Origin of the sequence: Paenibacillus taichungensis (assembly GCF_013359905.1) — a bacterium.
GTDB lineage: Bacteria > Bacillota > Bacilli > Paenibacillales > Paenibacillaceae > Paenibacillus > Paenibacillus taichungensis.
In genome coordinates this window covers 565,811-591,865 of record NZ_JABMCC010000115.1, presented here as the reverse complement: position 1 = coordinate 591,865, position 26,055 = coordinate 565,811, and the positions used below count along the sequence as shown (strand labels likewise).

At 45.0% G+C, this 26,055-nt stretch carries 21 protein-coding genes and 1 riboswitch; of the genes, 5 read left to right on the top strand and 16 right to left on the bottom strand.

Annotated elements, in window-relative coordinates:
- Nucleotides 1-80 precede the first annotated feature (80 nt).
- Entirely contained in the window at nucleotides 81-1,376 is a 1,296-nt protein-coding gene (locus tag HP548_RS21825) for a DUF4179 domain-containing protein (RefSeq protein WP_175382823.1), read from the bottom strand.
- On the bottom strand, nucleotides 1,363-1,890 hold the full coding sequence (locus HP548_RS21820; protein WP_175382822.1) for a sigma-70 family RNA polymerase sigma factor: 528 nt from the start codon (nucleotides 1,888-1,890) through the stop codon (nucleotides 1,363-1,365). The genes HP548_RS21825 and HP548_RS21820 overlap by 14 nt, the downstream gene beginning before the upstream one ends.
- 164 nt (nucleotides 1,891-2,054) lie before the next feature.
- Here HP548_RS21820 and HP548_RS21815 point away from each other — a divergent pair, with 164 nt between their 5' ends.
- Nucleotides 2,055-2,717, top strand: coding sequence for an MBL fold metallo-hydrolase (locus HP548_RS21815; protein ID WP_175382821.1), 663 nt, complete (start codon nucleotides 2,055-2,057; stop codon nucleotides 2,715-2,717).
- A 150-nt stretch (nucleotides 2,718-2,867) separates the two neighbouring features.
- Here the strand turns inward: HP548_RS21815 and HP548_RS21810 are convergent, their stop codons facing one another.
- From HP548_RS21810 to HP548_RS21800, 3 genes are read right to left on the bottom strand one after another with little or no spacing between them, the layout of a single operon-like run.
- Nucleotides 2,868-3,353 carry a nitroreductase family protein gene (locus HP548_RS21810; RefSeq protein ID WP_175382820.1) on the bottom strand — a complete coding sequence of 162 codons (486 nt, stop codon included), beginning with the start codon at nucleotides 3,351-3,353 and terminating at the stop codon, nucleotides 2,868-2,870.
- A 17-nt stretch (nucleotides 3,354-3,370) separates the two neighbouring features.
- Entirely contained in the window at nucleotides 3,371-3,955 is a 585-nt protein-coding gene (locus HP548_RS21805; protein WP_064638421.1) for a nitroreductase family protein, read from the bottom strand.
- Nucleotides 3,956-3,966: 11 nt separating this feature from the next.
- Nucleotides 3,967-4,449 carry a MarR family transcriptional regulator gene (locus tag HP548_RS21800; protein WP_175382819.1) on the bottom strand — a complete coding sequence of 161 codons (483 nt, stop codon included), beginning with the start codon at nucleotides 4,447-4,449 and terminating at the stop codon, nucleotides 3,967-3,969.
- A gap of 300 nt (nucleotides 4,450-4,749) precedes the next feature.
- Between HP548_RS21800 and HP548_RS21795 the strand changes: the two genes are divergently transcribed.
- The 4 genes from HP548_RS21795 to HP548_RS21780 all read left to right on the top strand — a co-directional run bounded on the left by HP548_RS21795 (nucleotide 4,750) and on the right by HP548_RS21780 (nucleotide 8,387).
- Nucleotides 4,750-5,562, top strand: a complete 813-nt coding sequence (locus HP548_RS21795; RefSeq protein WP_175382818.1) for a stalk domain-containing protein — start codon at nucleotides 4,750-4,752, stop codon at nucleotides 5,560-5,562.
- Between the two features lie 79 nt (nucleotides 5,563-5,641).
- Nucleotides 5,642-5,723: riboswitch (ZMP/ZTP riboswitch) on the top strand.
- A gap of 51 nt (nucleotides 5,724-5,774) precedes the next feature.
- Complete coding sequence (locus HP548_RS21790) at nucleotides 5,775-6,626, top strand: bifunctional 5,10-methylenetetrahydrofolate dehydrogenase/5,10-methenyltetrahydrofolate cyclohydrolase (RefSeq protein WP_175382817.1); 852 nt, start codon at nucleotides 5,775-5,777, stop codon at nucleotides 6,624-6,626.
- A 167-nt stretch (nucleotides 6,627-6,793) separates the two neighbouring features.
- Complete coding sequence (locus HP548_RS21785; protein ID WP_175382816.1) at nucleotides 6,794-7,558, top strand: DUF817 domain-containing protein; 765 nt, start codon at nucleotides 6,794-6,796, stop codon at nucleotides 7,556-7,558.
- A gap of 16 nt (nucleotides 7,559-7,574) precedes the next feature.
- Entirely contained in the window at nucleotides 7,575-8,387 is an 813-nt protein-coding gene (locus HP548_RS21780; RefSeq protein WP_175382815.1) for an undecaprenyl-diphosphate phosphatase, read from the top strand.
- 116 nt (nucleotides 8,388-8,503) lie between these two features.
- Here HP548_RS21780 and HP548_RS21775 read toward each other — a convergent pair whose 3' ends face one another.
- From HP548_RS21775 to HP548_RS21725, 11 genes are all read right to left on the bottom strand, one after another.
- Nucleotides 8,504-9,217 carry a hypothetical protein gene (locus tag HP548_RS21775; RefSeq protein ID WP_175382814.1) on the bottom strand — a complete coding sequence of 238 codons (714 nt, stop codon included), beginning with the start codon at nucleotides 9,215-9,217 and terminating at the stop codon, nucleotides 8,504-8,506.
- Nucleotides 9,218-9,242: 25 nt separating this feature from the next.
- Nucleotides 9,243-9,884 (bottom strand): hypothetical protein, encoded by a 642-nt coding sequence (locus HP548_RS21770; protein ID WP_409347669.1) that lies wholly within the window; start codon nucleotides 9,882-9,884, stop codon nucleotides 9,243-9,245.
- Between the two features lie 168 nt (nucleotides 9,885-10,052).
- Nucleotides 10,053-10,727, bottom strand: a complete 675-nt coding sequence (gene bshB2, locus HP548_RS21765) for a bacillithiol biosynthesis deacetylase BshB2 (RefSeq protein ID WP_175382813.1) — start codon at nucleotides 10,725-10,727, stop codon at nucleotides 10,053-10,055.
- Between the two features lie 23 nt (nucleotides 10,728-10,750).
- Complete coding sequence (locus HP548_RS21760; RefSeq protein WP_099854138.1) at nucleotides 10,751-11,095, bottom strand: YojF family protein; 345 nt, start codon at nucleotides 11,093-11,095, stop codon at nucleotides 10,751-10,753.
- A gap of 101 nt (nucleotides 11,096-11,196) precedes the next feature.
- Nucleotides 11,197-12,114, bottom strand: a complete 918-nt coding sequence (locus HP548_RS21755) for a deoxyribonuclease IV (protein ID WP_175382812.1) — start codon at nucleotides 12,112-12,114, stop codon at nucleotides 11,197-11,199.
- Between the two features lie 219 nt (nucleotides 12,115-12,333).
- A complete protein-coding gene (locus HP548_RS21750) occupies nucleotides 12,334-14,805 on the bottom strand; it encodes a family 43 glycosylhydrolase (RefSeq protein WP_343054909.1) in 2,472 nt (823 codons plus the stop codon).
- Between the two features lie 336 nt (nucleotides 14,806-15,141).
- Nucleotides 15,142-16,470 (bottom strand): family 43 glycosylhydrolase, encoded by a 1,329-nt coding sequence (locus HP548_RS21745; protein ID WP_175382811.1) that lies wholly within the window; start codon nucleotides 16,468-16,470, stop codon nucleotides 15,142-15,144.
- Nucleotides 16,471-16,522: 52 nt separating this feature from the next.
- Nucleotides 16,523-18,202 carry a carbohydrate-binding protein gene (locus tag HP548_RS21740; protein ID WP_240342932.1) on the bottom strand — a complete coding sequence of 560 codons (1,680 nt, stop codon included), beginning with the start codon at nucleotides 18,200-18,202 and terminating at the stop codon, nucleotides 16,523-16,525.
- A 45-nt stretch (nucleotides 18,203-18,247) separates the two neighbouring features.
- On the bottom strand, nucleotides 18,248-19,090 hold the full coding sequence (locus HP548_RS21735; RefSeq protein WP_175382810.1) for an NAD-dependent epimerase/dehydratase family protein: 843 nt from the start codon (nucleotides 19,088-19,090) through the stop codon (nucleotides 18,248-18,250).
- A gap of 34 nt (nucleotides 19,091-19,124) precedes the next feature.
- The gene (locus tag HP548_RS21730) at nucleotides 19,125-20,348 is read right to left on the bottom strand and encodes an enolase C-terminal domain-like protein (RefSeq protein WP_175382809.1); all 1,224 of its coding nucleotides are present in this window, start codon (nucleotides 20,346-20,348) and stop codon (nucleotides 19,125-19,127) included.
- A 45-nt stretch (nucleotides 20,349-20,393) separates the two neighbouring features.
- Nucleotides 20,394-25,949, bottom strand: a complete 5,556-nt coding sequence (locus tag HP548_RS21725) for a glycosyl hydrolase family 28-related protein (RefSeq protein WP_175382808.1) — start codon at nucleotides 25,947-25,949, stop codon at nucleotides 20,394-20,396.
- Nucleotides 25,950-26,055: the final 106 nt, after the last annotated feature.

Genomic DNA, 26,055 nt, shown 5'->3' with positions numbered 1-26,055 from the left:
TATGCAAAAAGCCGCCCAGAAGGGCGGCTGTGAAAGTGATGCTGAGGATATTAGTGATGGATAGACTACACATTAATAAATTATTTTAGCATTACGGACCAGTCCGGGTCTTTGTACCTTTTATCCACTACACGTCTTACCAGGATAAGTTCCTCCGGAATGTGGTCTAACCCCATAATCCGATATTCATAAGCGGTTTCAAATGTGGCATCAGGGTTTTGTGAGTCCTCAAGTGACGTCCCAACCAACTCTATGCGGTCTGTTAATATTTGAAAAGCTTTGGGTTCTATCAGGTCCGATGGCCTAAAGGAAATTCTGCTACCGTCTGTTTCCGCGACCGAGTAACCATCCAAAATAAAACGATATGGTTCGTGCTCTGGCAAGTACTTGAAAATATAACTCCAACGTATCTTTCCGTCTCCAATGACTGCATAATCAGTAGACATCAGACTAACCATGTCACCATTCTTTCTCGAATTTACCGAATGAATTTCTTCATTCTCTATGGTTTCAAAGTGAAAGCTCAACATCTGCTTTTCCCATAAATCACCGGGTGACCTTGCCATTGCAGCATCATTGAGTTCAGTCTCCAGTTCAAAACGGACTCCTTGCACCATTCTCGTTAACCTCTTTAAAGTGACTGTCATTCCGTGTGGCGTTGTGTAGCTACCAGACAATTCTTCTATTTTTGTTTGCTGGTTAGCCTCTCTCATATCTATATCAAAGCTAAAGTTCCAATCTCCTTCAATGGAAGGCTCATTCTTTTTGCCAAGCGTCTCGATATTCCCTTCTATTGTAATCTTGTCTGTCTCCAATGGCTCATTGAAGAAAGCAACCATATAATAAAAATCATTTGTGTACCCCATATCGTACATGGTGTCCAAGTCTTTACCGTTAGCATCTTTGATTGTAATGTTGTTCAGATCTCCAAGGAGTAACTTATAGCGATCGTGCTTACCTTTTTTATCAAAGAGTTGAAGAGCCATCGTCACTCGGGTAGGGTCTGCAACAGCTTCATCAATTACCAGCGTATAACCTTTGTCCTTTACTTTGATATGAGGATTATGCACTAGTCCCAATTCTTGTGCCCGCAAAAGTCCAATATCCGGGTTATCCTTGGCAAATAAAGACCGGATCATCTCACCAAATGTTGGTACGGAATAAATCGAAACCGCTCCTAGGATGAAAAAGAGGGCTAAAGCTGCTGCTGCCCATCTCCATTTTTTATGGGGATATTTCTTTTTTACCTTCTGCTCCGAAATGGAGGAAAGTGCGTTCTCCATAGCAAGTTGTACTGTATCAGGAATGATCAGGTCTTTTCTTTTAGCATTTAATAATTGCTTGATCTCACGGTCAACCGGATCATGAAAATTCATATTTGCCCTCTCCTTCCCCTAGAACGAGCTCTGATAATTGTCGTCTGGCCCTGAATAACCTTGACTTTACTGTTCCTTCAGAAACTTCAAGCACTCTAGATATTTCCTTGACCGATAAGTCCTCGATATAAAAAAGTGTCACGATGGTTTGAAGCTGTTCATCCAATTCGTCAATTACCTCAAACAGCTCAATTTGTTCAAAATCCCCCTTATAAGATGTCTTTCTCATATCATAAGGGACAAGGGATACTCGCTTTTTTTTCTTAATAATCCGATTACACTCATTGATTAAAATCCGAATGATCCAAGTTTTAAAATAAGTTGGCTCTTTCAGTGTATGTACATTAGAAAAAGCTTTAGCAATGGTTTCCTGTATCGCATCTGCACAATCTTCATCCGTTTTAAGGATTGATCTTCCTATAACAAATAGGCTTTGTTGAACAGCACGTATTAAAAATACAAAAGCTTCCTTATCTCCTTGTCTTGCAAGTTCGGCTTTTTCTGATAAATCCACCAATGCTCCCCCTTTCCTTCATACCTTCTATTCATTAGATCATCCTATACTTGGTTTGGTTCACAAGAAAACACTAATCTTTTTTTTAATTCTACCCCCGTATCTTTTACGAAGTTGATTCGTTTACAAAGAGATACTATTTCTTTCTACGGAGGACTAATATTATGGAAATTTCAAAGGGAGTCGAAATGCTCCATCTAGACTATCATGGGAATGTGATACACCCCATTCTTTTAAAGGACCAAGAAATGAATATTCTAATAGACACTGGTTTTCCAGGTCAATTTGAGGATTTACGTGTGGCAATGGAGAAGGCTGGTGTCTCTCTATACAAATTAAATGCGGTGATTTTGACCCATCAGGATGTCGATCATATAGGGAATCTTCCGGAGATTTTACAGACGCGTGGCAACACTATTAAAGTATATACACACGAATTGGATAAGCCGTACATCCAAGGGGAACTGCCTCTGATCAAAGATGGTCACCTGGATAATCCGCCAAAGGGCACAGTAAATCATACTTTAATAGATGGTCAGGAACTGCCGTTTTGCGGCGGGATTCGCGTCATTCACACGCCTGGACATACACCCGGTCATATCAGTCTTTATTTGAAGGAAAGTAAAACCCTCATTGCCGGGGACTCCATGTACAGTGTAGACGGTATGCTTGGTGGAATTCACGCACCGACTACACCGGATATGAACGCAGCAAAACTCTCGTTAAGAAAGTATGCAGATCTCGACATTACATCCGTTGTTTGTTACCACGGAGGATTGAGTGATGTAAATGTCAAAGATCAGATAGCAGCACTCAACCAAGATTAGAAATTTTGCAAACTCTCCTCTTGAGAAACTAAGTTACGTTTATAACAGCTAGAAATGGATGTTTGCTAACCTCAAAAAAAAGAACGACAATCCCTGCTAAGGTTTTGTCGTTCCTCTTTCATTTGAATTCTCTTCCCTATATCTTCCCCGCTACAGCAGTTCGAACTGAAGCTGAGGTTCTGTTATCTCATCTTTCCCTTCCAGCTGTACAGTGCCATATCCCAATTCCAGAACCGCAGCAATTCGCTCGTTGCCTAACACGCCAAACTTTTCAGCACGACTCCGGTCGTACATCCAGTCATGCAACGTACTGCGCACACCCAGGCCCTGTTCATGGGCAAGCAAACGAAAATTTTGGATCAGACAGCAGACAGCTGCAAAGTCCTCTTCCCGCTTATGATGATCCGCCTCTTCCTTCACCAAGACCAGAAGATAGGCTGGAGCGTGCTCCTGCATTCCCTGCATAAGTTTCCCATTACGATTATCGGCAAAAATAAATCGCCACGGCTCACGAAGTCCATCATTTGGCGCCCACACGGCGTGATTGAGCAATTCAAGGATTAGTTCCTGTGATACCGGTCGATCCAAAAAATCTTTTGGACTGTGTATGCCTCCTTGCAGATTGGCCAATTCCATTTTTATATCCTCCCCTTCTACGTAGTCTGACCCTGAAATACAGTCCACTTTTGCTCAGCTGGTGTTCTTTTCCGGCTTCTTGGCGCTTTGTCGTAATATCCCATATGAAGAATGCCAACAAATCTTTCATCCTCACGCAGTCCAATTCCTTTGAAAAAGCCTTCATTCTGAATCATGGATTCTGTATCCCACAGCATTCCTAACCCTTGTTCCCATCCCAGCAGTTGGAAGCTCTGCATCATCCCGCAGGCAGCCGCATAATTGCGGTCATTGGTCAGACGATCCGGTCCTACAGTCGACATAACAATGACATGAGCAGGAATATCGGTAAACCTCTTTTTAAACACATCCAGCAGTTTTCCCGGAATCAACTTACCGAACTTGCTCTGCGACATCTGCTCCAGCATGCAGTCTACCAACCGCTTGCGTGCTTCGGGAGTTCCGGCATAAACAACACGCCATGAGCCAGATTCAACAGATGGTTGAAGCCGTGTTGCCTTGTGAAGCAATTCAACAACCAACTCCTGTTCCACCGGTGTAGAATTACATTTACGAATACTTCTGCGTTCCCTGATCAATTCTGCCAGACTCAAGTGTTTCACTCTCCTTCAGTTTATCTGGATTCCATATCCATGCTGCTGTCTTGAAGAAATTGATGTATTATTTTCAGCTCCGGTTCCGAATATTTGTCCAAAGAACGATAAAACCGTTCAGCCTCAAGTACATGTAAACGTTCATGTAGTTCAAAAATCTTTTTTCCTTGCGGTGACAAACGGAAATAGCTCTCCTTTTTGTTGTCATTCATTTTCGTACGTTTGACGAATCCTTCCTCCAACAGTTTGTTGCCGATCTTGGTAATACTCGCTTTGGACAAATTCATCGCCTCAGCAATACCCGTGTTGTTAATAGGTTCATGCTTGCCAATGCAATCTATCATATGAACCGCGGTCAAATGCTGAGGGATTTTGTCCATGCTTTCCCGCTGAGCGATACTTAGAAAATGTTCAATTTCCGTATCCTTGTGATTCTCATATACATGTAAAAATCGGATGAATTGGTCATACAGTAACTGTTTTGTTCGATCGTTTGAATCCATTCTTCAATCGCTCCTTATTTACTTATAAACAATTAAAAAAACCTTAAATGATTAAACTAATTCAGGAATTTAATATTAAATAGTTTACTGGTTAACAATATATCACGAGTGATAACAGTTATCAACTGTTTCTTCTGGTAAAAGGAAAAGAAAGGTTTAGGTTTAGAATTAGATTTAGAATTAAGTCCTTTTCTCAACTGAGCCTACCTTACTGCTTGGAGAATGGCATCTTACATACAGAAACATTTTCTATTTGATAACGTCTACATATTCAAACAATTAATCCTTTGAGGAGGGCCTATGTTTAAGAAAATCACTATTTCCTTGCTGACAACAACTCTGCTCATCCTGCCGAGTTTTGCGGCTACCGGGGAAGCTGCAAACCAGTACATCACAATCGATACAGGCATGCTAAAAAATAATCGTGTTCTAATTCCGTTACGGGCAGTGTCCGAAAACTTGGGAGCGGAAGTTAACTGGAACAAAGAACTAAAAAATATCACCATTACCAAAGGTGAATCGACAATACTTTTGACCATTAACTCTAAAAAGATACTGGTTAACCATGAGGAAGTTTATCTAGATGTGCCTGCGGAATTAAACGATAACACCACCTATGTCCCGGCGCGGTTTATCAGTCAAACTTTAGGCGCTGACGTGCAATGGAATCAACAAACCAGTCAAGCAACCATTACTCTTGATGGTAAGCAACTACAGGTAACGATGGCAAAACCCAAAGTGCAAGTGCCCAATACAAAGAGAATAACGGCCAAACAACAGCAAATCTTCGTTGACAAATTAAATGAAGCGACAAATCTGTCGTCCATTAAGCAAATTCGGACGTACTTTAGCGCCTATTTTACAGATCGTTTTATCAATCAAATTATTCGGGATAAAGGGATGGAATATGACTTTAAATTCAAAATCATTAGCCAATCCAGTCTGACTTACCCTGACAGCAATACAGCTAGATTAAGTCAATACTCGGGTTCTAGTTCCATTTATGGTAACAAGGAAACACTCTACCGCAGTGCCACACTCGTCTATACAAATAAGGGCTGGAAAGTAGATCATGTTGAATTTTCATTGATAGAAGAGATACTTAATCCTTAAGGTCATCTCTCTATAAGAGAAATCCATTAACTATTGAACAATTTTGCTTTTTCAAGTACTATCAATCTAAACAATTTAAACGATCATATGTAACTGGCGAACACGGTGAACCGTGAGGGAGCATATGGTTTTGTAATAAGCCGTACGCCTGGGCAGAGGTAAGGAATATTTATTTCCTTGCCTCTTTTTTATGTTGAAAGGGCGATGTGAAAATGAGTACTGATAAACTGATCTTGAATGGACAAACGGTAGCGGATTTTATGAAGGAAGACATGGCCTCGAAGGTTGCCATTCTGAAGGAAAAAGGTATTCAGCCTTGTCTCGCAACAATTCTCGTCGGAGATGATCCTTCTTCAGCGACTTATGTGCGAATGAAAGGAAATGCTTGTGCTCGATTAGGCGTGCATTCTATTAAGGTCGTTCTTTCTGCGGATACCACCACAGATGAATTAATTCAAGAAATTAACAAGCTAAATGATGATCCTTCCGTACACGGTATTTTGCTTCAGCACCCTGTCCCGAATCACATCGATGAAAGAGCAGCTTTTGATGCCATTAGCATCGAGAAGGACGTTGACGGTGTAACGACCCTCGGTTTTGCACTTAATGCTTTTGGAGATGCAGAATTCCCTTCCTGTACACCACAGGCTATTATGCGTATTCTGGATTTCTACAATATTCAGATCGAGGGCAAACATGCGGTTGTCATCGGAAGAAGTCCAATTCTGGGCAAACCTGTCTCAGCCATGCTGCTAAACCGGAATGCAACGGTGACGACCTGCCACTCCAAAACCGTGAACCTGGAGGAAATCGTGAAGCTTGGCGATATCATAATTGCAGCCGTCGGCAAACCGCTCTTTGTTAAAGGAGATTGGATTAAACCAGGTGCTGTCGTTATTGATGCAGGTTATAACAAAGGCAACGTCGGAGATGTGGATTACGAAGCTTGCTTTGTTCCTTCTTCAGCAATTACACCTGTACCAGGCGGTGTTGGTCCTGTAACGATTGCGACGCTCATCGAACATACGATTAAATCTGCCTACAAGCTGTCTCAAAATGCATAATTGAATTGTCCAAAAAACAAGGTCCCTCCAGTTGACGAGGGGCCTTATTTGTCTTTGATTAAGCACGAATTGAAAATAAGAAAATATATAGATCTTTTTTTCTCTTTTTACAAACGGACCATATCTATATTATTATGAACAAGGCTTAGGAAGGAGATAAACATAACTTGAAACCTTTAGTACAGCTCCTGCATTTTGGTTATCATCAGGCGATGAGTTGCATTTTTCCTGTGGCGATCTTTGGAACGTTGGCCCTTTCTAGCGTAATTCAGATACCCTTTCTCTATCGCTATGATGCCATTCTGCTTGTTTTATTAGCAGTACAATACCTTATGTACCGGAGCGGATCGGAAACACGTGATGAAATCAAAGTCATATGTATATTTCACGTGATTGGATTGGTACTGGAGATGTATAAGGTATGGATGGGATCCTGGTCATACCCCGAGCCTGGTTATACCAAGCTCTTTGGTGTCCCCCTTTATAGCGGATTTATGTATGCAAGTGTTGCAAGCTTTATGTGTCAAATATGGCGCAGATTGCGTATGGACATGACAGGCTGGCCTGGGTTTGCATCTTCGTTTCTGTTAGGTGGAGCCATCTATATCAACTTTTTCACACATCATTTTATTCCCGATTTCCGTTGGTGGTTGACCGCTCTGGTATTTATTGTTTTTCGAAAAACATGGATTATCTATCGGGTACGATTAACTACCTATCGAATGCCGTTAACACTCGCTTTTATCATTGTAGGTTTTTTCATCTGGACCGCTGAAAATATAGCTACATTTTTTAACGGCTGGAAATACCCTGACCAGCATGATTCCTGGCAGCTGGTCAGTTTTAGCAAGATCAGTTCGTGGTTCCTTTTGGTGATTATTAGTGTCATTATTGTGGCCCAACTGAAATATGTCAAAGCTAATCGAAAATAATGAGTAGGAGGATACAATGGAAGACTTTATTTTATGGTTGAAATATGTGTTATTAGGTATTGTACAAGGGGCTACAGAGCCTATTCCGGTTTCTTCAAGCGGACATTTGATTATCGTTCAACGATTGCTTGGCATGGAGCAGAACGGATTATCCTTTGAAATTTTGACGAACACAGCCTCACTGATTGCCATTATGTTTATCTTTCGGGAAGATATCAAAAAACTTATTGTAGGAGGCTGGCGATTCCTAGTCTCTCGCAATGCGGAGTACAAAGCAGATTTTATGTTTTGTCTATACATAATCATTGGTACCCTGCCTGCTGCGATCGGGGCTGTGCTGTTCAAGGATAAAATTGAAGAAATATTCACTTCTGTCTATACGGTTGCGATTAGTTTACTGATTACAGGGGTTGCCCTATGGCTCATTCGAAATCTTCGCGGGCGCAAAAGAGATGGCGATTTGTCTGCGAAAGACGCAGTACTGGTGGGTCTGGCTCAAGCGGTGGCTCTTATTCCGGGAATAAGCCGCTCTGGTGCAACAGTCATTGCATCTATTGCTGTCGGGATGAAACAAGAAACGGCGTTGAAATTTTCCTTTATGCTCTACATTCCGATTAGCATCGGCGGGGTAATTTTAGGTGCATCTGACATTGTAACCGATCCGCACCGAGCGCAGTTGGCTGTACCTTACATTTTAGCGTTCATTACGACCCTTATCGTAACCTACTTTTCAATGAGATGGTTCATGGGAATTATGGCAAGAGGGAACTTGATTTACTTTTCATACTATTGCTTCGTAGTCGGAATTCTTTTACTTATTTTTTTGTAAACTCGAATTTCCTTGTAACGTATAAGGGAACAACCCTCAACAATGGGTTGTTCCCTTTTTATTGTTTTCCAAACTTGACGATCCCGCCCTACTCGCAGGTCCCGTACGATCACTCTTTAACGCTCTTCCAGAACCATGGAACCCATGCCATTCGGATCATCCATTTGTTTATGGGTTACGAGCTCCCCTTTATCATTGAATCCCTTTATTTCATACGGAATTGTTGCAGACGAGGGCAGTGTTACAAACCAGATTATGCTTTCCAGGCCCACCTCAACCAGCTTGGCTTCCGCAAGTACTGGTTTCTCATTCCCCTCGAACTCGACAGTTACACGCTGAATAGCCGGGTCTAGTATATGTCCAAACAGCATAGGGAAAGGTGTCGATATATGACTCAATTCAGGTATGCTCATATAATCCATTGCAGACGTGAATTGAGATGATTCCCCGATGGAATATCCGCCACCCCAAGCCCACTTCCATCCGAATATTATCTTCCGAGCATACTCCATCTGAAGATTGCTGTTATTTTCCTGACCCGTTTTTTGTTTAAACAAAATTATGCCGCCGTCCACCGGTTCTTGATGAATGATGTGAAATGAATCAACCTTGCCTCTAAACTTCTGAATCGCTTCTTCAGCAGTTTTTCCTATAGGAATATGCATGGTTTCACTCATTCCCATTGTTTTGGACATACGCCGGTCGGCTAGTCCGCCAGGTCTGTCATTCACATAAACAAATGCGATGCATGATATGAGCAAAAGTAAAATGAGTATCGCAGTAATTCGAATGATTCGTTTGCTTCGCATTTTTGGTATTACGATGTCCATTCACTCCTTATGATGACGATGACGACTATTCGCCTTGAACCGTGGATAAGGACACAAGGACCGGACCAGCGAAATCAGAGGCTTCTTCACCTTTGGGATTGTGAAGACGGAATAAAAAAGCGTCACCTTTTTCTGATTTCCAGACCATATAATCGTTTATCCCTTTTTCACCTGAGGCTTGAAGATAAAGCTCAGCGAAACCAAGCGGATGCTCGATCAGTTCTCCACTATAATCAGTCACCGCACCGAATTTTTCCAAGTCCTCTTGCCCAGTTGTCTTAAGCTTTTCCAGATCATAATCTGAGGGCAGCGGTTCAATATCTACATAGTAGTCCGGATTGCTTATCAGCGACAAGCGGCCTTTGGCAGCGTCAAAAGAAAACTTCTCAAACACGTACAATGAAAAACCCTCTCCTTGATGTAAGGTTGCCGTTTGTGAAGAATTTCCCTCTCCTGTCATCAAATCAAAACTTTCTGTTTGCGGTCGTGTCGTTTCAGATGTTTCCTCGTTTTCTGTGGTGGGAGCTTTAACCGATTCATTTGTTTGTGTTGACGTTTCAGTGGTGGACGACGGCTCCGTTTCTCCAGAGCAAGCTGTAAGTGCAACAAACATAAAGAGCATCGGGATTTTAATAAAAACAGAACAAAGTTCTTTCAATTGTATCACTCCTTACGAGTTTAATGGTCAATATGTTATTACCCGTGCAAGCCAATGGAAACCATACGATTGCCCCTTCCCAATCCAATCACCTCTGAACAATATGTTATGTTTAAAACGAAAAAAAGTCGCCATAATGGCGACTTTTACGAAAATTTGATTGTACAAACTGTAAAATTAATCGAACTTATAGGTCCAAAACGCTTCTCTTCCAAACCGATTTCGGATTTGTTCATCATCCAATTCCCGCTTGCCGACAAGTTCAGGCGCTTGGAATTGCGAACGGTGAGCTCGAATCGATGCCATTTTCTCGGCGAGGAATCCACTCACATCTTCAATCACATCCGCTTTTCCGATGCTCTCCTCGTGATTGTTCGAGAATGCGCAGCAGTACACAATTGGTCTCTCCTCTGCAGGCAGTCGACCAATCGTTCGCGTAACCGCAGCTCCGGTTGCATCATGATCGGGATGCACACTATAGCCCGGATAGAAAGTAATGACCAGTGAAGGATTAAGCTCCTTGATCAGGGCCAAAATATGGCCATCTAGCAGTTCAGGATCTTCAAACTCGATCATTTTATCGTGAAAACCGAGCATCCTTAAATCTTGAATACCAATCGCATTGGAGGACTCTATGAGTTCATCCTTACGGATTATTGGCAAGGTGACCCGGTTGGCAAATGGAGGGATGCCCATATTACGTCCCATCTCCCCTAGAGTCAGGCAAGCATAAGTGACTTGAGCACCGCCTTTTATGTATTTCGCCAATGTTCCCGATGAACTGAACGCTTCATCGTCGGGATGGGGAAACACAACTAAAATGCGCTGATGTTCAATCTGTTTGTTATTCATGCTTATTTGATCCTCCGCTTTCATCAGAACAATTCCCGACTAAGTTGTAAAGCTACAACCAGCTTTCCTTGACTATCGTGACCAGCCAGAATGAGTCGTTCTTGTTCCAGCTCGTCAATGTGTGTAAGTCCTTCAGCGTATATCCAGCCGTGAGTGGTCTTTAAGCCAACTCGATATGGGCCCGTGCCCGAGATAGATCCTTGCGTATATCGTATGACCGCATTGGAAATGAATGCCGACCCCGGATGCCTGGTGCTATCGAAGTGACTGGCGTAAGCACCTGACGTGAGTTCGAGGTGTAAATATAGGTCCTGATCGAGAAGTTTATTGATCCGGTGTTGGATGTCTTGAGGCTCTATTGGCTGCATGGCGGCCTCCTTTTTAGTAAAAAGTAACGTTCTACATCCATTTTAACATATGTCTCGTGAGAATAAACATGGAATGAGTGAGCGAATGTTTGTGATACTCTCTATTTACTGTTTTCTAAAGAATTCTCTTCCTTCTGCACGGGTTCAGAGCACTCTCTTCTTAACAGGGCAATTTCATGTCGATAAGGTGCACTTTTATATTTAATTTTACCAATCGACGGCGTCTCAAGCAATTTTGGAAGTGACGCAAGCTGGGGGTGATGCACAATATAATCCAAGGCCTGAAGCCCGATATGTCCGTGTCCGATGTTCTCATGGCGATCTTTCCTCGATCCCCGCACATTTTTGGAATCATTGATGTGCAGTACTTTTAGTCGATCAAGGCCAAGTACCTTGTCAAACTGCTCGAGTACTCCATCAAAATGATGAACAATATCGTATCCGGCATCATGAACATGACAAGTATCCAGACATATGGAGAGTCGTTCATTCCGTTGCACGCCATCGACAATCTGTGCCAGTTCTTCAAAACTTGTTCCGCATTCTGTTCCTTTTCCAGCCATCGTTTCCAAAGAAATCTGGACCTCAGGGTAAATTTCGTCCTGTAATACTTCGTTTAATCCCCGGATAATTTGCCGAATGCCGATGTCTACCCCAGCGTTAACATGGGCACCGGGGTGAAGGACCAGCTGATTGGATCCCAGCGCTGCCGTTCGTTCAATCTCATCCCGCAGGAACTGTACACTAAAATCAAATACTTCTCGTTTGTAACTATTAGCCAAATTTATCAGGAATGGAGCATGTACTACAATGTTGGAAATGCCATGCTGCTTCATGTGCAAATGACCTGCTTCAATATTATATTGCAAAATAGGTTTTCGTTTCGAATTCTGCGGTGCGCCGGTGTACATCATAAATGTAGATGCGCCATAAGAAGCGGCTTCTTTACTAGCCTGGAGAAGCATCTCTTTTCCTCCAAAGGATACATGCGATCCATTCAGAAGTTCACTACTTTTCATTACCAACCACCCTCTCCTGTCGAATCCATCATTCAATTATCAATGAATTGGGTTGGATTGGCTAATGGGAAATGACGGTGGTGAAGGAGATCAGAGGAAGGCATCATTTGGTCGCAATAGTTTATATCGTTTAAGGCAAAAAAGCCGCCAATTGGCGGCTTAATATGCATTCCAGTTCTCGTTACAACGATTTGCATTCTCAACGTTTGGCTTCCGGGTTCAGGGAGTAACCGATACGTTATCGAAATGCGTATGCTTGTTTGCCGTTCTAACACCGATTTTGCCATGCGTGAACGGATTCAGGCTGTTGTCCGTATAATCGATCTTCGGAGTAACCATATCATCCACATAAACTTTGATGTTGGTACCATTAACGGCAACTTTCATATGATACCAGGTATTGGTGGAATATGACTGCGCGTTGCTCTTGAGGAGCGCCCAATTATAATTCATCTTGCCCAGACTGACTCCGCTTGTGGTCAGATAAGCATAATATCCTTGTAAAGCATCATAATTGTTCTGGCCTCGCTCTGTGCCGTGGGATGGATTGGACACTCTGACAAGTAAACCCCCGTCTCCCCCTGAGTCAATCATCTTAATATCCGCCTCTACCGTATAATCTGCCCATCCTGTATCCCCAAATGTAGATTTCGCAGGTCCGGTGCTCCCTGCACTGTATTCACCATTCTCTACAGCCCAGGTTCCTTCAAACCGTGTCCATCCATTATCGTCGCCGTCGTTAAAATTATCACTTACACTTGTCACATCAACATTCTTCTGAAACGTCATTCTTGAGAAATCAGCCTCGCCAGTTACGAATTCAACCTTTAATTCCCGTTGTCCAGCATTTAAATAGACCTTTTTCTTGGAGATGTTTTTCCAATTATCCCATCCGCCCGTATTAGGTACATTGACGATACCCGTTAAGTCGGTCGAACCATCCCACACTCGGATCTGAGCCCCGTCCAACGAGGTAGCCATGCGAAAATCAATATCGTAATATCCACTTGACTCTACGTTTACTTTGTATTTATACCATTCTCCCGTCTGATTCCAGCCTAAGTTGAACAGTCCTTCGTTATTCAGGTGAATATCCCCGGCATCGGTCCGATAAGCCCCGCCCAGGTTCCCAGCCGTTGTATCGTGATAAGCGACACCTTCGCCTCCTTTCATATAATGAACGGCCTCAATTGTGCCTGGAATCGGCTTGGAGGCATTCCATGCACTGCTTCCGTTCACATCATTGCTAAAAGCAGTATAGCCGAAGTCCGCATGTGTATCCTCTGTCAGAACACCAATTTTGCCTGCTCCTACATTGGCGGTACGCGTTGCTTTGAACATACCATCTACGTAGTATTTAAACGTTGATCCCAATTTTTCTATCCGTATGTTATGCCATTTCGAATAATTGAAGTCGGCAGGCAGATCGAATGTTTGCCAAGCCTGATCCACACCGTTAATTCGGAAAAATGTCTCAAGTCTTTTGTTTTTCGAACTGATCAGCGCAACACCGTAGTTGTTCTCATTCGTATAGGAGAATGTAGCGCCGTATCTCGGATTGGTGGACGTTCCCCGATTCATTTCCTTCATGTTAAATTCAGCCGTATAATCCGATGCGCTGCTCGAAGCCGTCACTTGTTTATACCAAGTTGAGCTGCCCATTGAATTTTGCCACATGAGTTCCTGATTGTAGATGCCCCAATTACCACCGTTCACGTTGGACCAATTGCTTCCGATTGCAGTACGATCGAAGTAGTCATAGAAAACAGGCATTTCTGGATTGGGTTGATCCGTTGAAGTCGGACCTTGCACGATCATCTTGTCGTTATTCCATACAATTCGGTCCATGTTCAGATGCCGCAGCGGTCCAATGATTCCGTTACCTTCCAAATTGTGATACATCATATAGTGAGTGTCCAGATTAGGTCCTGTTACTACAGTGTTGTGTCCTAATCCCACGGTTGGACCCTCTGTACGAATTAATACCGGGTTTGTGCTATCCGTAACATATCCGGACCTCGGACCTGTGGTGCTAACTGCCACATCCACCCGATATCCTTTGCTAAATACGTGGTTACCTGTATAGGTCATATAGTATTTTCCATTTCGTTTGAAGACGGTTGAACCCTCAGTCCAGCCTCCCATCCCCACTCCTGTAGACGCACTCACTCCGATCTCAGTCGGACTGCTCATCGGTGCTGCATCTATGCGGCCCTGTGCTGCGTGATAGAAGCTGAACGAGCCATCATCGTCAATGAACACATTACCGTCAATCGACTTTCCAAGGTTGCCCGTTACTACATTGAAGGGTCCGGTAGGACTTGTGCTGCTCAGCACGTAATGTCCTTTTCCGGCAGGTGATGTATACATGTAGAACATGCCATTCCAGTAAACAACTTCAGGAGCATAAGCTCCGTGCGTAATGGGATCTGTTGTAGCTAATCCACGGTACGACCAATTCACCAGGTCTTTAGAGCTCCAGACTTTGACACCGTCGTCCGTATCTCTTGTGCTTACATACAGGTAATAGTATCCATTAAATTTCAATACATAGGGGTCCCCGAGTCCATATTGTCCCCATTCATCCGGTAACGTTTGCGGATTTTGATAGGCTGTGGCAGGGAGTGGCACTGACGAAACCATTAATAAAATGACCAACAGCGTGAACATGAATCGACGACTCTTCCTCACATGATTTCCTCCTAGTCTGTTTTTTGTTACCGCTTACAAATACATCAAGGTTCTCTACGTGCACTTCTGTCTTACATCCGAAGAACTTGTTTTCTTCTGCACAATGGCTAACCCTCATAACCGTATGTACAGACATAATCCAGTCTCTTCATCGGGTGTTGAAATCTAGCATAAAGTAAGCAGTTACAAATAGAAATAACATTTCGTTGTCATTCATTTGGCATTTTGTTGGAAAAAAGTGCTTATTTTTTATTAGAACTCACTCGTTCATATTTACAAGAAAAAACCTCAGGAAAACTCTCCTGAGGTTTAAACGTCTATCCCGTTTCTTACGTATTAATCCAACAACGGGGTAACGGTGAGGCTTAAAAGATTGATCTCACCATGTCCACCTGAAATTTGGATTGTGTTAACATTACCCGGCTCCAAAGGAACGGTGATATTGGTGATTCCGCCGAACTCCTGCAAACCGCCAGTGGATAGCGCATTCAGCAAAGAATAGTCCTGGTCATTAATCGTCAGATGCAATTTGGCTAGTCGTTCACCAGTCGCATAATGAAGTTCAATCGATGCTCTTCCGCCTTCGCCTCCATCTATATTCTTAAACAAGGCGTACGCTTCTGAGGATTGAAGATTCCCGACCACGGTTTGACCGGATTGCAATGTCCTGATTTCAGCTCCACCAAAAACCTGACAAGCTGCACCTGCATAAACTTTCTGTTGCCGTGCAGGAACCGGGGCTGGACCAACGGACGGTACACCTTCCCTTGTCTGAACCACAGGTCTGATGGAACCATCTTCATCGAACTCCAGATAGTCGATACATACGCTACGCAGCGTACCTTCTCCAGAGATCGCTTGATTGTGATAAAAAAGATACCATTGCCCTTTGAATTCTACTACAGAGCCATGGGTCGTGGAACAGCCAGTCGGCTCCAGAAAAATGCCTCGGTACGTCCATGGGCCAAGCGGATTCTCGCTTGTTGCGTATCTCATACGGTTGTTGTCTTCCAGATTGTCCGCATAGGTAAGATAATAAAGATTGTTTCTTTTGAACACCCAGGCCGCTTCATGAAAATCCTCAAGTCCTTGCATTTCTGTCATGCCGTTCTCCAGTGACATCATATCTTCATTGAGCTTGCCTCCCAGACAGACACTGCCGCCACCATAGTAGATATAGGCGCTATTGTCATCGTCTACAATTACACACGGGTCAATCAGTGCAAACCCGCCAAGCCCCTTGATATACCCTTGATCCGTAAAGCCATGCGCTGGATAGCTACTGGTGGCAACCCCGATCTTCCAGGAATCATTCCAGTTCGAATCACTTGGATGCGGATAATAGAAGTAATAGGTCCCATTCTTGTATGCACAGTCAGGCGCCCACATGAAGCCGCCCTCCGGTCTGCCCCAGGAAACGTCGTCTGAACGGAGTATTTCCCCTTCGTCCAACCAGTGAACCATATCCTCCGAGGAAAAAACATGATATCTGTCCATGAGATCGCAACCTCTGGCTGGGTCCATATCATGAGATGCGTAAATGTAAATTTTACCGTCGTTCCATACATGGGCCGAAGGATCTGCTGTATATATAGATGTGATTGCTGGATTCATGGATGTCGTCTTTTGGCGTGTGGTTTCGAAGCCAATATCATTAGTAGTCATTTTTAATCCTCCTGAATGTATACGAACTTGTTAAAATCATGCCATTTGGGCTCTATTGATGACTTGTTGGATGGTTTGCCGTCACTGGAATCTGATTTTTGAACATGCGATTGATATCCCCTGCAAGTCGGAGATAAAAGTCTGAAGATACGGCAACACCGTCGGCATCCAGCGTTAGAAAATATTGATTGGTTGGAATCATGGAGCTGTTCTCTGCCATCTTGGCAATAGCCGTACCTTCATCGTACTCGTCAAACATCGCGATATATCCGGTATTGATACCGATGCTCTTCAGATTGTAGGCCTGCCTCCACATAAAGTCTCCATGCAGACGCGGATTCTCGTTTCTTGGGCCACCAGTCATGTTCGACCAAGCCGAACCCGGCCAGATCACTGGCTGATAGTCAATTCCATTTTGCTGTGTGAAAGCCAGATCAGGTTGAAGCTGATTGGTTTTGAAGCTGTCCGCTTGCTGAATATTGCCGAAGCGGGCAACGGACCAAGGCGAGATCATATCCAACGATTTGTAGACGTTCATAAAATCAGATCGAGAGTCGTTATTTCCCGTTCTCCAATACGTAGGCACGCCACCGATGACATAGATCCCCTGGTTTTTGAACCAACCGATCAAATCGGCCGCCTCTGCTGCCGTACCCGGCCGATCCGTGAAGCCAATACCCCAGATGCAGACAACCATTTTGCCATTCTGCTTCGCATAGGCCGAAGATGATGGCAGGTGCATGTTGTTCACAACATTGGTCGTCCAGTCATGCTTGACTGCCTGTACCCAATTGCTCGCATTCATTCCCGTAATGTCATACATGACATAGAACTTGCGATTATAAGATTCCGCGGCATTTTTAACCTTGACGGCTACGCTGTCCCGGTTGCTTTTCCAGTTGTTAGGTGTGTCACTCTCATCTGCGCCGAACCGTTGCAATGCTGCACCATCGATATTGTAGGTTTGCATCCACTCAAAATGTTTGTTGACCGTCTCCTGATCGTAAGAGGAGAACAATTTGGCAGGAGAACCATTACCGAGGTTCGCCAAACTTGTCTGATACAGCTTGGAATATTCGCGAAGGTCTGGATACAACTCGAAATTCACGTTGCCATTTGCTGATGGCGCACTGCTATTTTTGGACCAGTGCACCCAGCCCCCGTTCGGTGAACCGTCTCCGGCTGCGTTGAACCAGCCTTGATACCCGGCATACAGCTTGCCTACGACATCGCCTCCGCTGCCTGCGGCGGAAGCACTGAACTTGAACCAGAGTAGATTGAATAAATTGCCGGTTCCGCCCGTGAATTTAAGATAGACTGTGTGTACACCAGTGGCACCACTGATTGACCCGGACTTCGTTTGCCAGGATTGCCACCCGCCCGTAGCTGGAACAGCAACAGTTCCCGCGAGTGTCCCGTTTAGGCTATCCAGACGGACCTCAATCGTACCGCCACTGTTATTACTGGCTACTCTCACGTCGATTGAATTGGCACCGCTGCCAAAATCCACATTGTTGAATACAATGTAATCGCCGTTGTCGATAAATGCGACATTTTGCCCACCCTCGCTGGAACTTTCCAGTTGGACTCCGGATTGACTGTTATAACTGGAAGCCTGCGTTTGATTAAACGCGGAAGCTGCCGATACGATGGAAGGTGAAATAGACAAACACAACGTAAGAATCAATAATGCCGCACTTGCAAAAGCCAAAACCTTCTTGTTTTTTTGCATGAAATTTAGCATATTATCCCCCTATTCATTTTAGTTGCGCATAAGCTACTCCTGTTCTTCATCCGCCCACGAATGCTTCGGGCCCCAGGACAGAAGCTCTTTCACCATTCCATTACTAACAATGGCTTCTCGACTAGAGAAAGGTGTCCGTAGATCTTTTACATTAGGATAAAAGGTGGCGAGCAATTCTGTCGTTTGCCGATCACTTAACGTATCATTAGCGGTAACATTAACGTGAACAGCCCCATTATAATCGGCGTGCAGAGCAGCCAAACAAGCATCCACGGCATCCCTGATATCAATGTAGCTCCACAATATGTGCTTGAACGTTTCCGCCTTCGCAATAGCCAAATGTCTGTACTCTCCTGGTCCGACAATCATTGAAAAACGGAGGGAAATCACCTGTATCCCACTTCTCCGATGAAACATCTCTGCAGTGACCTCATTAACGATCTTGGACAGGCCGTAACATTCCTGCGGCTGTTGCGGATGCTGTTCATCCACCGGGAAATAATCGGGAGCGAAGGGTTTGTTGGCCCAGGCAAATCCGTAGGATGATTCACTGGAGCCCATGATCACCTTTTTTATACCAAGCAAAGAGGCTGCTTCCAGCACATGGTATCCGGAAAGTGTATTATTAGCGAAAATGTAGCTGTGAGGGTAGTGAAGCGGCGCAGGAATTGCGGCCAGATGGATGATCGCATCCACTCCGGCAAGTGCTCCCACGACTTGACCATAATCGTTCAGATCGACAATAATCTGTCTGCAACGCACCCGGTCAGACAGGTGTTTATCCAGCGATACGACATCATGACCTTGTAATTGCAGCTTCTCAATAACCTGTGAACCCAGCTTTCCGCCTCCGCCTGTAACTGCAATCGTCTTCATTCCTATATCTCTCCTGTCTGTTCTTGTCACTTCGTTAGGGTCGCACCAATGTCCCATCCGCTTTGCGGTCTAGAGGATACGGCCGATGATATTTGTTGTGATCCCATGAGTCACTTAGTAATGATCTGGCCTTCACTTCATCCAGTTCAATGCCCAGTCCCGGTTTGTTGGAAGGATATAGATATCCGCCCTCTCTGACGATATGTCCCGGGAATGCCTGCAACTCATGAGGTTTAAAATGATTGATTTCCTGGATACCAAAGTTCCACAGGGCCATATCCAGATGGACAGCAGCCGCCTGGTTAACAGGATCATTCTCCCCACCCTCCTGCCAGGCTGTTCGTACTCCGTAGGCTTCGCCAAGCGCAGCGATCTTGCGACAAGCGCTGATTCCGCCTGCTTTCGATACCCGAACTCTGATAAAATCGATCAACTTCTCTTGAATCAGACCAGTCCACTCCTGAGGATTAACAAATAATTCTCCCACGGCCTGCGGCGTAGCACTCTGTTGACGCAGCTGTCGATACCAACCGATCTGTTCCGGAGCAAGTGCATCTTCCAGAAAGAAAAGATGATAAGGTTCCAGCCGCTTCGACAGCTGAATGGCATGAATGGGGGACAAATGCTCATGCACATCATGGGTAAACTGAATCCCATTACCAAATTCCAGGCGCAACTTCTCGAACATGTCAGGGATCGCATGCAGATACGCATGTTCATCGAATACAGGACCGCTGCTCCAGGGCTCGCGCGGCAAATTCGCGTCCTTGCCGCTGACAAATCCCCCGCCACCGTAACCTCCCATCTGCACTCGAATGACCGTGTATCCTTCTTCCATAAAACGAGATACATCCTCTTTCAGCTCGCTGATATCAGCACCACCGGCATGGCCGTAACAGGGAACTGCCGAACGGCAGGCCCCTCCTAACAATTGATATACCGGTAGATTCGCTTCCTTGCCCTTGATATCCCACAGGGCCATGTCAATTCCACCAATGGCCGTATGAAGTATTGCCCCATTTCTCCAATATCCGCTCATATGCATGAGATGCCACAAATCTTCAATCTGGGATGCATCCCTCCCTATGAGTAATGGTGCCAGCAGTTGCTCGATGACCTGTACCACCGCTTCGGGATTATAAAGATCGGAAGCAGAACCCAATCCGTAAAGACCATCCTGATCCGTTGAAATCTTCACAATGGTCCAGCTTCCGTCGTGCCTTGTACGTATGCATTCTATCCGTGTAATTTTAGCCATGTGTTCACTCTCCTCATCTGCTCCATTTCAATCCTATCGGAAGATTTAAGGCAAACGGTTGTATAAACGATACAGCAGCACTGCGGTCTCAGCACGTGTCATTGTATCTTCCGGATGGAAGCTGCCATTGCTTCCTTCCATTATTGTTGATTTGGTTAATGAATCAATGGCATCGCGGGCATATGCCTTAATCAAATGAGTATCTTTATAGTCATTCAGACCGGATTCACCTTCAGGAGGAGGCTGCATCCCGATAACTTGCATAGCTCGGTAGATCATAACCGCTGCTTCTTCCCGGGTAATTGGAGACGCTGGCGAGAATCGATCCGCGCCTGCCCCTTGAATGATGCCCAGCGTTCTTGCGGTATTCACGGACTGTTCGTAATAAACATGCTCAGGTACATCCGCGAAGCGTTCCACCTTGGTTCCCTGATCTGGTTGTAATTCTAAGGCATTGGTAAGCAGAGTTACGAAATCCGCTCGGCGGATCATGGATTGAGGCTGATATTCTGCCTTTGTCATTCCACGAATAACCCCTTTGGACACTAGGACTTCGATGGCATGGCGGGCCCATGATAGCTGCTGTATATCCTGGAATGTTCGATTATCCTGAGTGATTGTATAAACTCCGTTTTGTCGTGTCTTGAAAATCATTTGTTCCGATTTTTTATTGAACTTCCCATTTGGAATGGAGATCATTTGCCCGTCATCCGCGATACGTTGTACTGCGAGTTTTTCCGGGTCCAGCAGTTCAGTTACATTAGGCTGATAGGGTAAACTTACTGTGATTGGCGTAATGGAATTTTGCCATGCAACGGATTTTCCATCCGATATCACAGATAATGAAATCGCCGGCCGCTCTCCTAAGTCTGATTTCATCTTGGCACTCCAAGTGCTTCGATTAGCCTTACTTAATACCAAGTTAATACGCTCTCCAATCGTTCCTTTGGTATTGGCCAGCAAATTGCTCGGAACCAGCAGCACTCCCCATGCTGTTCGAATCTCCAACCAATGGGTAGATGGTACTTCCTGCAAAAAGCTGGATGGAAGTGTCAGAGCATACCCTTCAGCACCATCTACAGATTCGATGTCTACAATCAGCTTCTTTTTCCTGTCCTGATCAGGGGTGATGCGGTTGAATGCATCCTCCATCATCTTGTTGGTGAGCTCGGCTGTTGCCAATGCAGCAGCCTTATCCAGCTTGGGCTGAAGCTGCATTGTAGCACCAGGAGCGGCGGGTGTTGGTTCATTCTTCCCTCCAGTCGTAGGGCCCCCTCCAGCACCTGGCTGCGAACCAGAACCCGAGCCTGGCTGTGGATTGGGTCCCCCGGGATTCGGATTGGAACCTGATGTAAGAACAGCGAGTCTCACGAGTAATGAGGACTTTAACGTGCCGCCTGGTAGCAGAGTGACGAAGTTGGCTGCTGTATCTATAGAGGTAACATCTTTCTTTTGCTCCGCAGTACGAACACTCGCCTCGGCCGATTGCTCCAACAATGTCACATAATCACCCGTAAGCAGGTACAAGTTTCCGAATAATCGTGCATCTTTACTTGTACCGATCCCTCCATTAAATTCCATAAAGCCTGATCGTCCTTCGCCATCGTTTTCGTTGACAAGCAATGCAAAACCGATAGGTTTGTCAGGTTGGAATGAATATCCTTCCTGATGAAGTGCTGCAAAAGGCAGCGTAATTTGATAATGAGTAATATGAGTCGTCTCGTCCCGGGTAATGTTTGCTGATGCGGATTCCAATAATCCTGGTGCAACCCCTTCCGGAGCTCGCCATCTCCATTTCGTGATGACACCTTCCTGATTCAGTGCAAAACCAAGCTCATTCACCTGTTTGCTGGCCGCACCATCCTCTTTACCAAGGTCAATACCGAGCTGTAAACTGTCTCCTTGCCATATATCGCCATTGGTATTGGATTGATGGTGAATATCGTCTTTGACGTCCACCTTGAGAACCAAATTTTCCGCATCCCAACTTGCTTTAGCTTGAATGCTGAGGTCATTCGGACCTCCCCAGCTTCCACCGACACTGTTGTAATGCTCCGGACTGGAAACCTCAATGAATGGCAGCGTTCCAACAGCATCTTTTTGTGCCGCAAAGGATTGTGACAGTTTGACTGAAGTCTCATAACGGAATCCGTTTTCAAGCGTTACTCTGAATTTGAGCAAGTCACTTGATATATAGGGAAGCGCCACATCCTTGCTTTTCCCAATGCCCAGCCCCTCAAATCGTACTGGCTTAAACATCGCCTGATACACACTCGGTTCAATCAGTTCGATCTCCCCTTTAAGCAAAGCCTCACCTGCAACATTAGTCAAAGTCAGCGTGCTTCCGGGATCACCTGGTCTGGATGGATCATACCCAAGCTGGTTCAGTTTGAGTGCCAAAGGAAACAGATTGGTACCCGTCACTTTTCCAGGAGGGGCTTCATTCTCAATCTGAAAACCGCCATTAAACAGGTTGTTGGATATCACCATCTTCTCTACGTTTGGACCTGCAACCACATGATTCGTACGTGGCTGTTGAAAATAGGAATTGTAGAGGGTAATATCACCACCGATTGCATTAATGCCGATTTCACCAACGTTTGTGAAGTTTCCCTGCTGTATGCGGATATCTCCTCCGTGAATATCAAAAGATCTTGTTGTGTCTCCCCACATGGACGTATTGAAGAACACCGCTTTGGAACCAAAGTCTGGCCCAACCTCCACGTATACCTTGTCTGTTGTACTCATGGAAACAAGCTCTGTATTGATAAACGAAAGACCAGCTGTTCCCGCATGTTGTAATACGGCTCCCTTTTTACTGCCATCCGTGCCATGACCAATAACGATAGCCTCGGGCCCTCTTCCATTCTGTTCTTCAAAATGAATACCGTACTTTGATCCGTATACAAATGTATTAAAAATAACCTGATTGGTAACATCCCCTATACGGAAGGCGTCCAGATTCTCTTTTTGATAATTCCAAATTTGATTAAATTCTTCATCATTCGATGGATGATTTGGATAATTGTTCCGACCATAATAATGCGGATTGAACTGCACATTCCGCATGTATCCTCCGTCTGACCCGCCACCAAGATATATGCCTTCCTTGAGCGGAGATCCCGCTACATAATCGATATAATGACCACTTGTATCATGGGTGCCGAAGTCGACAGCCTGATAAGGGTTAACCAAGGTTGTATCGATCAGGTATACGTTTTTCCCTTGACCTTGCACAGTCCAGGCATAAGGCTTCACCGGATTTGCATCAGACCATGTTTGTTGATCGTAATAGACAGATAATCCGCGTAATCCAGCTGCTTGCTTCAGCTGAATGAAGGCATCGGCATCCGGGTCGTTTTCTCCATAGTTCGTAAAAATAACGGTTCCATTCCCAATCGTATGATGAGGTACATCATAATTACCCCGCAGTTCTACGGCAGTCGGGACCACAAGAGCCTGCTCAACCCGGTAAATACCAGCCGGCATATAGACCGTTCCTCCACCTGCTGCTTCGGCATCATTCAATGCCTGTTGGATGGCTTGGGATGAATCCGTATTCCCTGTGTTATCAGCCAAATAGGGCTGGCTCACTACGTTAAACAATTCGCGAGTACCCGGCTTGGGCTGCACAGCAATATCTACTGAAGGAACATTAGGTATCGTTTCCAACACCAAATTTTCTTCCTGATGGATGTTCAGTTCCGCCGAGGTACTTTCATCGTTCACTGCAAGGTTGCCTTCGTGTCCGGAATGTATGGCATTGATTGTTGCCACATCTCTCTGAAGAAGTAGGTGCCGATCCGGCTTGGCGAAGGTAGAACTGCCCAGTATAAGCGAACCACTCTTCGCAACTATGGCATAATCTCCGCTTCCTTCACCCCAATTCTCGAAAGAACTGCTCTCAAAGGACAACGTTCCACGCCCTTCATTCACAACCGCATGTTTGGGCTCCCCGCCCACCGTTACGCTGTTAAACTGAGCAATGGAGTGAAAACCTTCCGTTGCATAAATGGCAACAGGATTCGGACCAGCACTCGCTTCGAATTGGCTATCTGTCACCAGCAATCCATAATCATTGACGCCTTCAATCTTCAGCGCTACGTTGCAGTCGTCGATCTGAATCTTGTACAGCTGTGCATTGGCTGTTTCAAGGCTTCCTGTTCTTGTCGTGATTCGTATGCCTGTCTTATAACCCGAGATATGAATATTAGACATATACTCCCAGTCCGAGCGCCCCATTACGATACCTTCTGATTGCTGTATCATATATTCACGCAATTGAGATTGCTCAGGTGCTCCTGGCAAACCAGAGTTCGCCCATATATTCGGGGACAGGTGAAGCTCTTCCAGTCTCCCAATGTCTGTTGTGAAATCCAGAAAGATACCGGTTTTCAGTGTGGTGCCGTATACATCCTTCACATAATGAAGTTCGTTCCATTCCGGGCCAATCTTGATCCCCTGGTATGCATTGACGAGAGTTACATTTTTCACCGTGGCACTGTCACCTGGAAGCTGTTCCATCGTCCATGGATAAGCCACCGGGTTATTTATAATCTGTTCGGGATACCAGATAGACAAATGTGTTACCCCACTGGAAGGCTCCATCTTTATGAAGCTGTTCCCGTTAGCTTGACCTTTGCCGCCATATACAGCAAGGATTGTACCTTTGACTAACCCGCCATGCTCTTCGGGATTCCCCCAATCTCCGCGAAGTGTAACGCCTGTTGGAATAACCAGCTCTCCGGTTAATTTATAGGTTCCGGATGGTACGAACACAACTCCGCCACCTTGATTTCCGGCTATTGCCAGCGCTTCTTTGAAAGCTTGAGTATCGTCCGAGACACCGTCCCCTATTGCTCCATAATCGGTTACGCTCCGATCTGCAATGACGATATCTGATGTAGGGAATTCCGTATCATAAACCTTCGCCTGAGTACCTCCCTGTTGCTGAGGCTGCTTATGGACAGTTACTTTCGCCAGATGAAGTTCCGGATTGTTGGCTGGTGCCCCTGCACCGCTAACCCCGATTCGGAAATCCGCATCATGGGTGCGGTTACCGAAATTGGCATCACTGAGCTTGAAAGTATGTGTCTTCCAGGTTCCCGTATTTTCATACCGGAACAAAGGAGCATCCTTGAAATTGGATTGCTTCGAATCGTATTGCAGAGACATCGCTCCGCTATTGCTATCGTAATATTCAACAGTGACGAACACGTCCTGATCGGTATTTTCAAATAAATATTCATCCGCAACATTAAAGTAAAAATACAGGATGTTATCGGCCGGATTTGTTGGATTCACCGTCTGATTGGTTTTCCAATACTCTTTGCCGTCAGATATCCCCACTTGAAGCCCTGCTGAAGGTCCATCGCCGGGACGAGCCGTTATGCCCTGCTGCACAGGAGTTTCCCCCAACGTAATACTTACTGAGTCAGGTGACACATCATTTAGATGGACGTCTCCCTGTTCAGTAATATCTCCCCCCTCTGCTGCCGCGTGTGTGGTCGCTGGTGTGATGTATAGCCCTGAACATAACATGACAATAGTCAACATAACTGAAATGGTACACCTGGCACCTAACCATAATCGTTTGTTCACAATCGTACCTCCCATTAACTTGATCATGTAATCAAGCTGCACGAAAACAGGGTTGTCGTATGTGGAACATGATGCATCCGTTTTCAATCCGCAGCAGTGGAGAGAA

What these genes read in the sequence shown, in the direction of transcription:
- HP548_RS21825 (WP_175382823.1), bottom strand. Translation starts at nt 1,376, where the DNA reads ATGAATTTTCATGATCCGGTTGACCGTGAGATCAAGCAATTATTAAAT.
- HP548_RS21815 (WP_175382821.1), top strand. Translation starts at nt 2,055, where the DNA reads ATGGAAATTTCAAAGGGAGTCGAAATGCTCCATCTAGACTATCATGGG.
- HP548_RS21810 (WP_175382820.1), bottom strand. Translation starts at nt 3,353, where the DNA reads ATGGAATTGGCCAATCTGCAAGGAGGCATACACAGTCCAAAAGATTTT.
- HP548_RS21800 (WP_175382819.1), bottom strand. Translation starts at nt 4,449, where the DNA reads ATGGATTCAAACGATCGAACAAAACAGTTACTGTATGACCAATTCATC.
- HP548_RS21795 (WP_175382818.1), top strand. Translation starts at nt 4,750, where the DNA reads ATGTTTAAGAAAATCACTATTTCCTTGCTGACAACAACTCTGCTCATC.
- HP548_RS21790 (WP_175382817.1), top strand. Translation starts at nt 5,775, where the DNA reads ATGAGTACTGATAAACTGATCTTGAATGGACAAACGGTAGCGGATTTT.
- HP548_RS21780 (WP_175382815.1), top strand. Translation starts at nt 7,575, where the DNA reads ATGGAAGACTTTATTTTATGGTTGAAATATGTGTTATTAGGTATTGTA.
- HP548_RS21775 (WP_175382814.1), bottom strand. Translation starts at nt 9,217, where the DNA reads ATGGACATCGTAATACCAAAAATGCGAAGCAAACGAATCATTCGAATT.
- bshB2 (WP_175382813.1), bottom strand. Translation starts at nt 10,727, where the DNA reads ATGAATAACAAACAGATTGAACATCAGCGCATTTTAGTTGTGTTTCCC.
- HP548_RS21760 (WP_099854138.1), bottom strand. Translation starts at nt 11,095, where the DNA reads ATGCAGCCAATAGAGCCTCAAGACATCCAACACCGGATCAATAAACTT.
- HP548_RS21755 (WP_175382812.1), bottom strand. Translation starts at nt 12,114, where the DNA reads ATGAAAAGTAGTGAACTTCTGAATGGATCGCATGTATCCTTTGGAGGA.
- HP548_RS21745 (WP_175382811.1), bottom strand. Translation starts at nt 16,470, where the DNA reads ATGACTACTAATGATATTGGCTTCGAAACCACACGCCAAAAGACGACA.
- HP548_RS21740 (WP_240342932.1), bottom strand. Translation starts at nt 18,202, where the DNA reads ATGCAAAAAAACAAGAAGGTTTTGGCTTTTGCAAGTGCGGCATTATTG.
- HP548_RS21735 (WP_175382810.1), bottom strand. Translation starts at nt 19,090, where the DNA reads ATGAAGACGATTGCAGTTACAGGCGGAGGCGGAAAGCTGGGTTCACAG.
- HP548_RS21730 (WP_175382809.1), bottom strand. Translation starts at nt 20,348, where the DNA reads ATGGCTAAAATTACACGGATAGAATGCATACGTACAAGGCACGACGGA.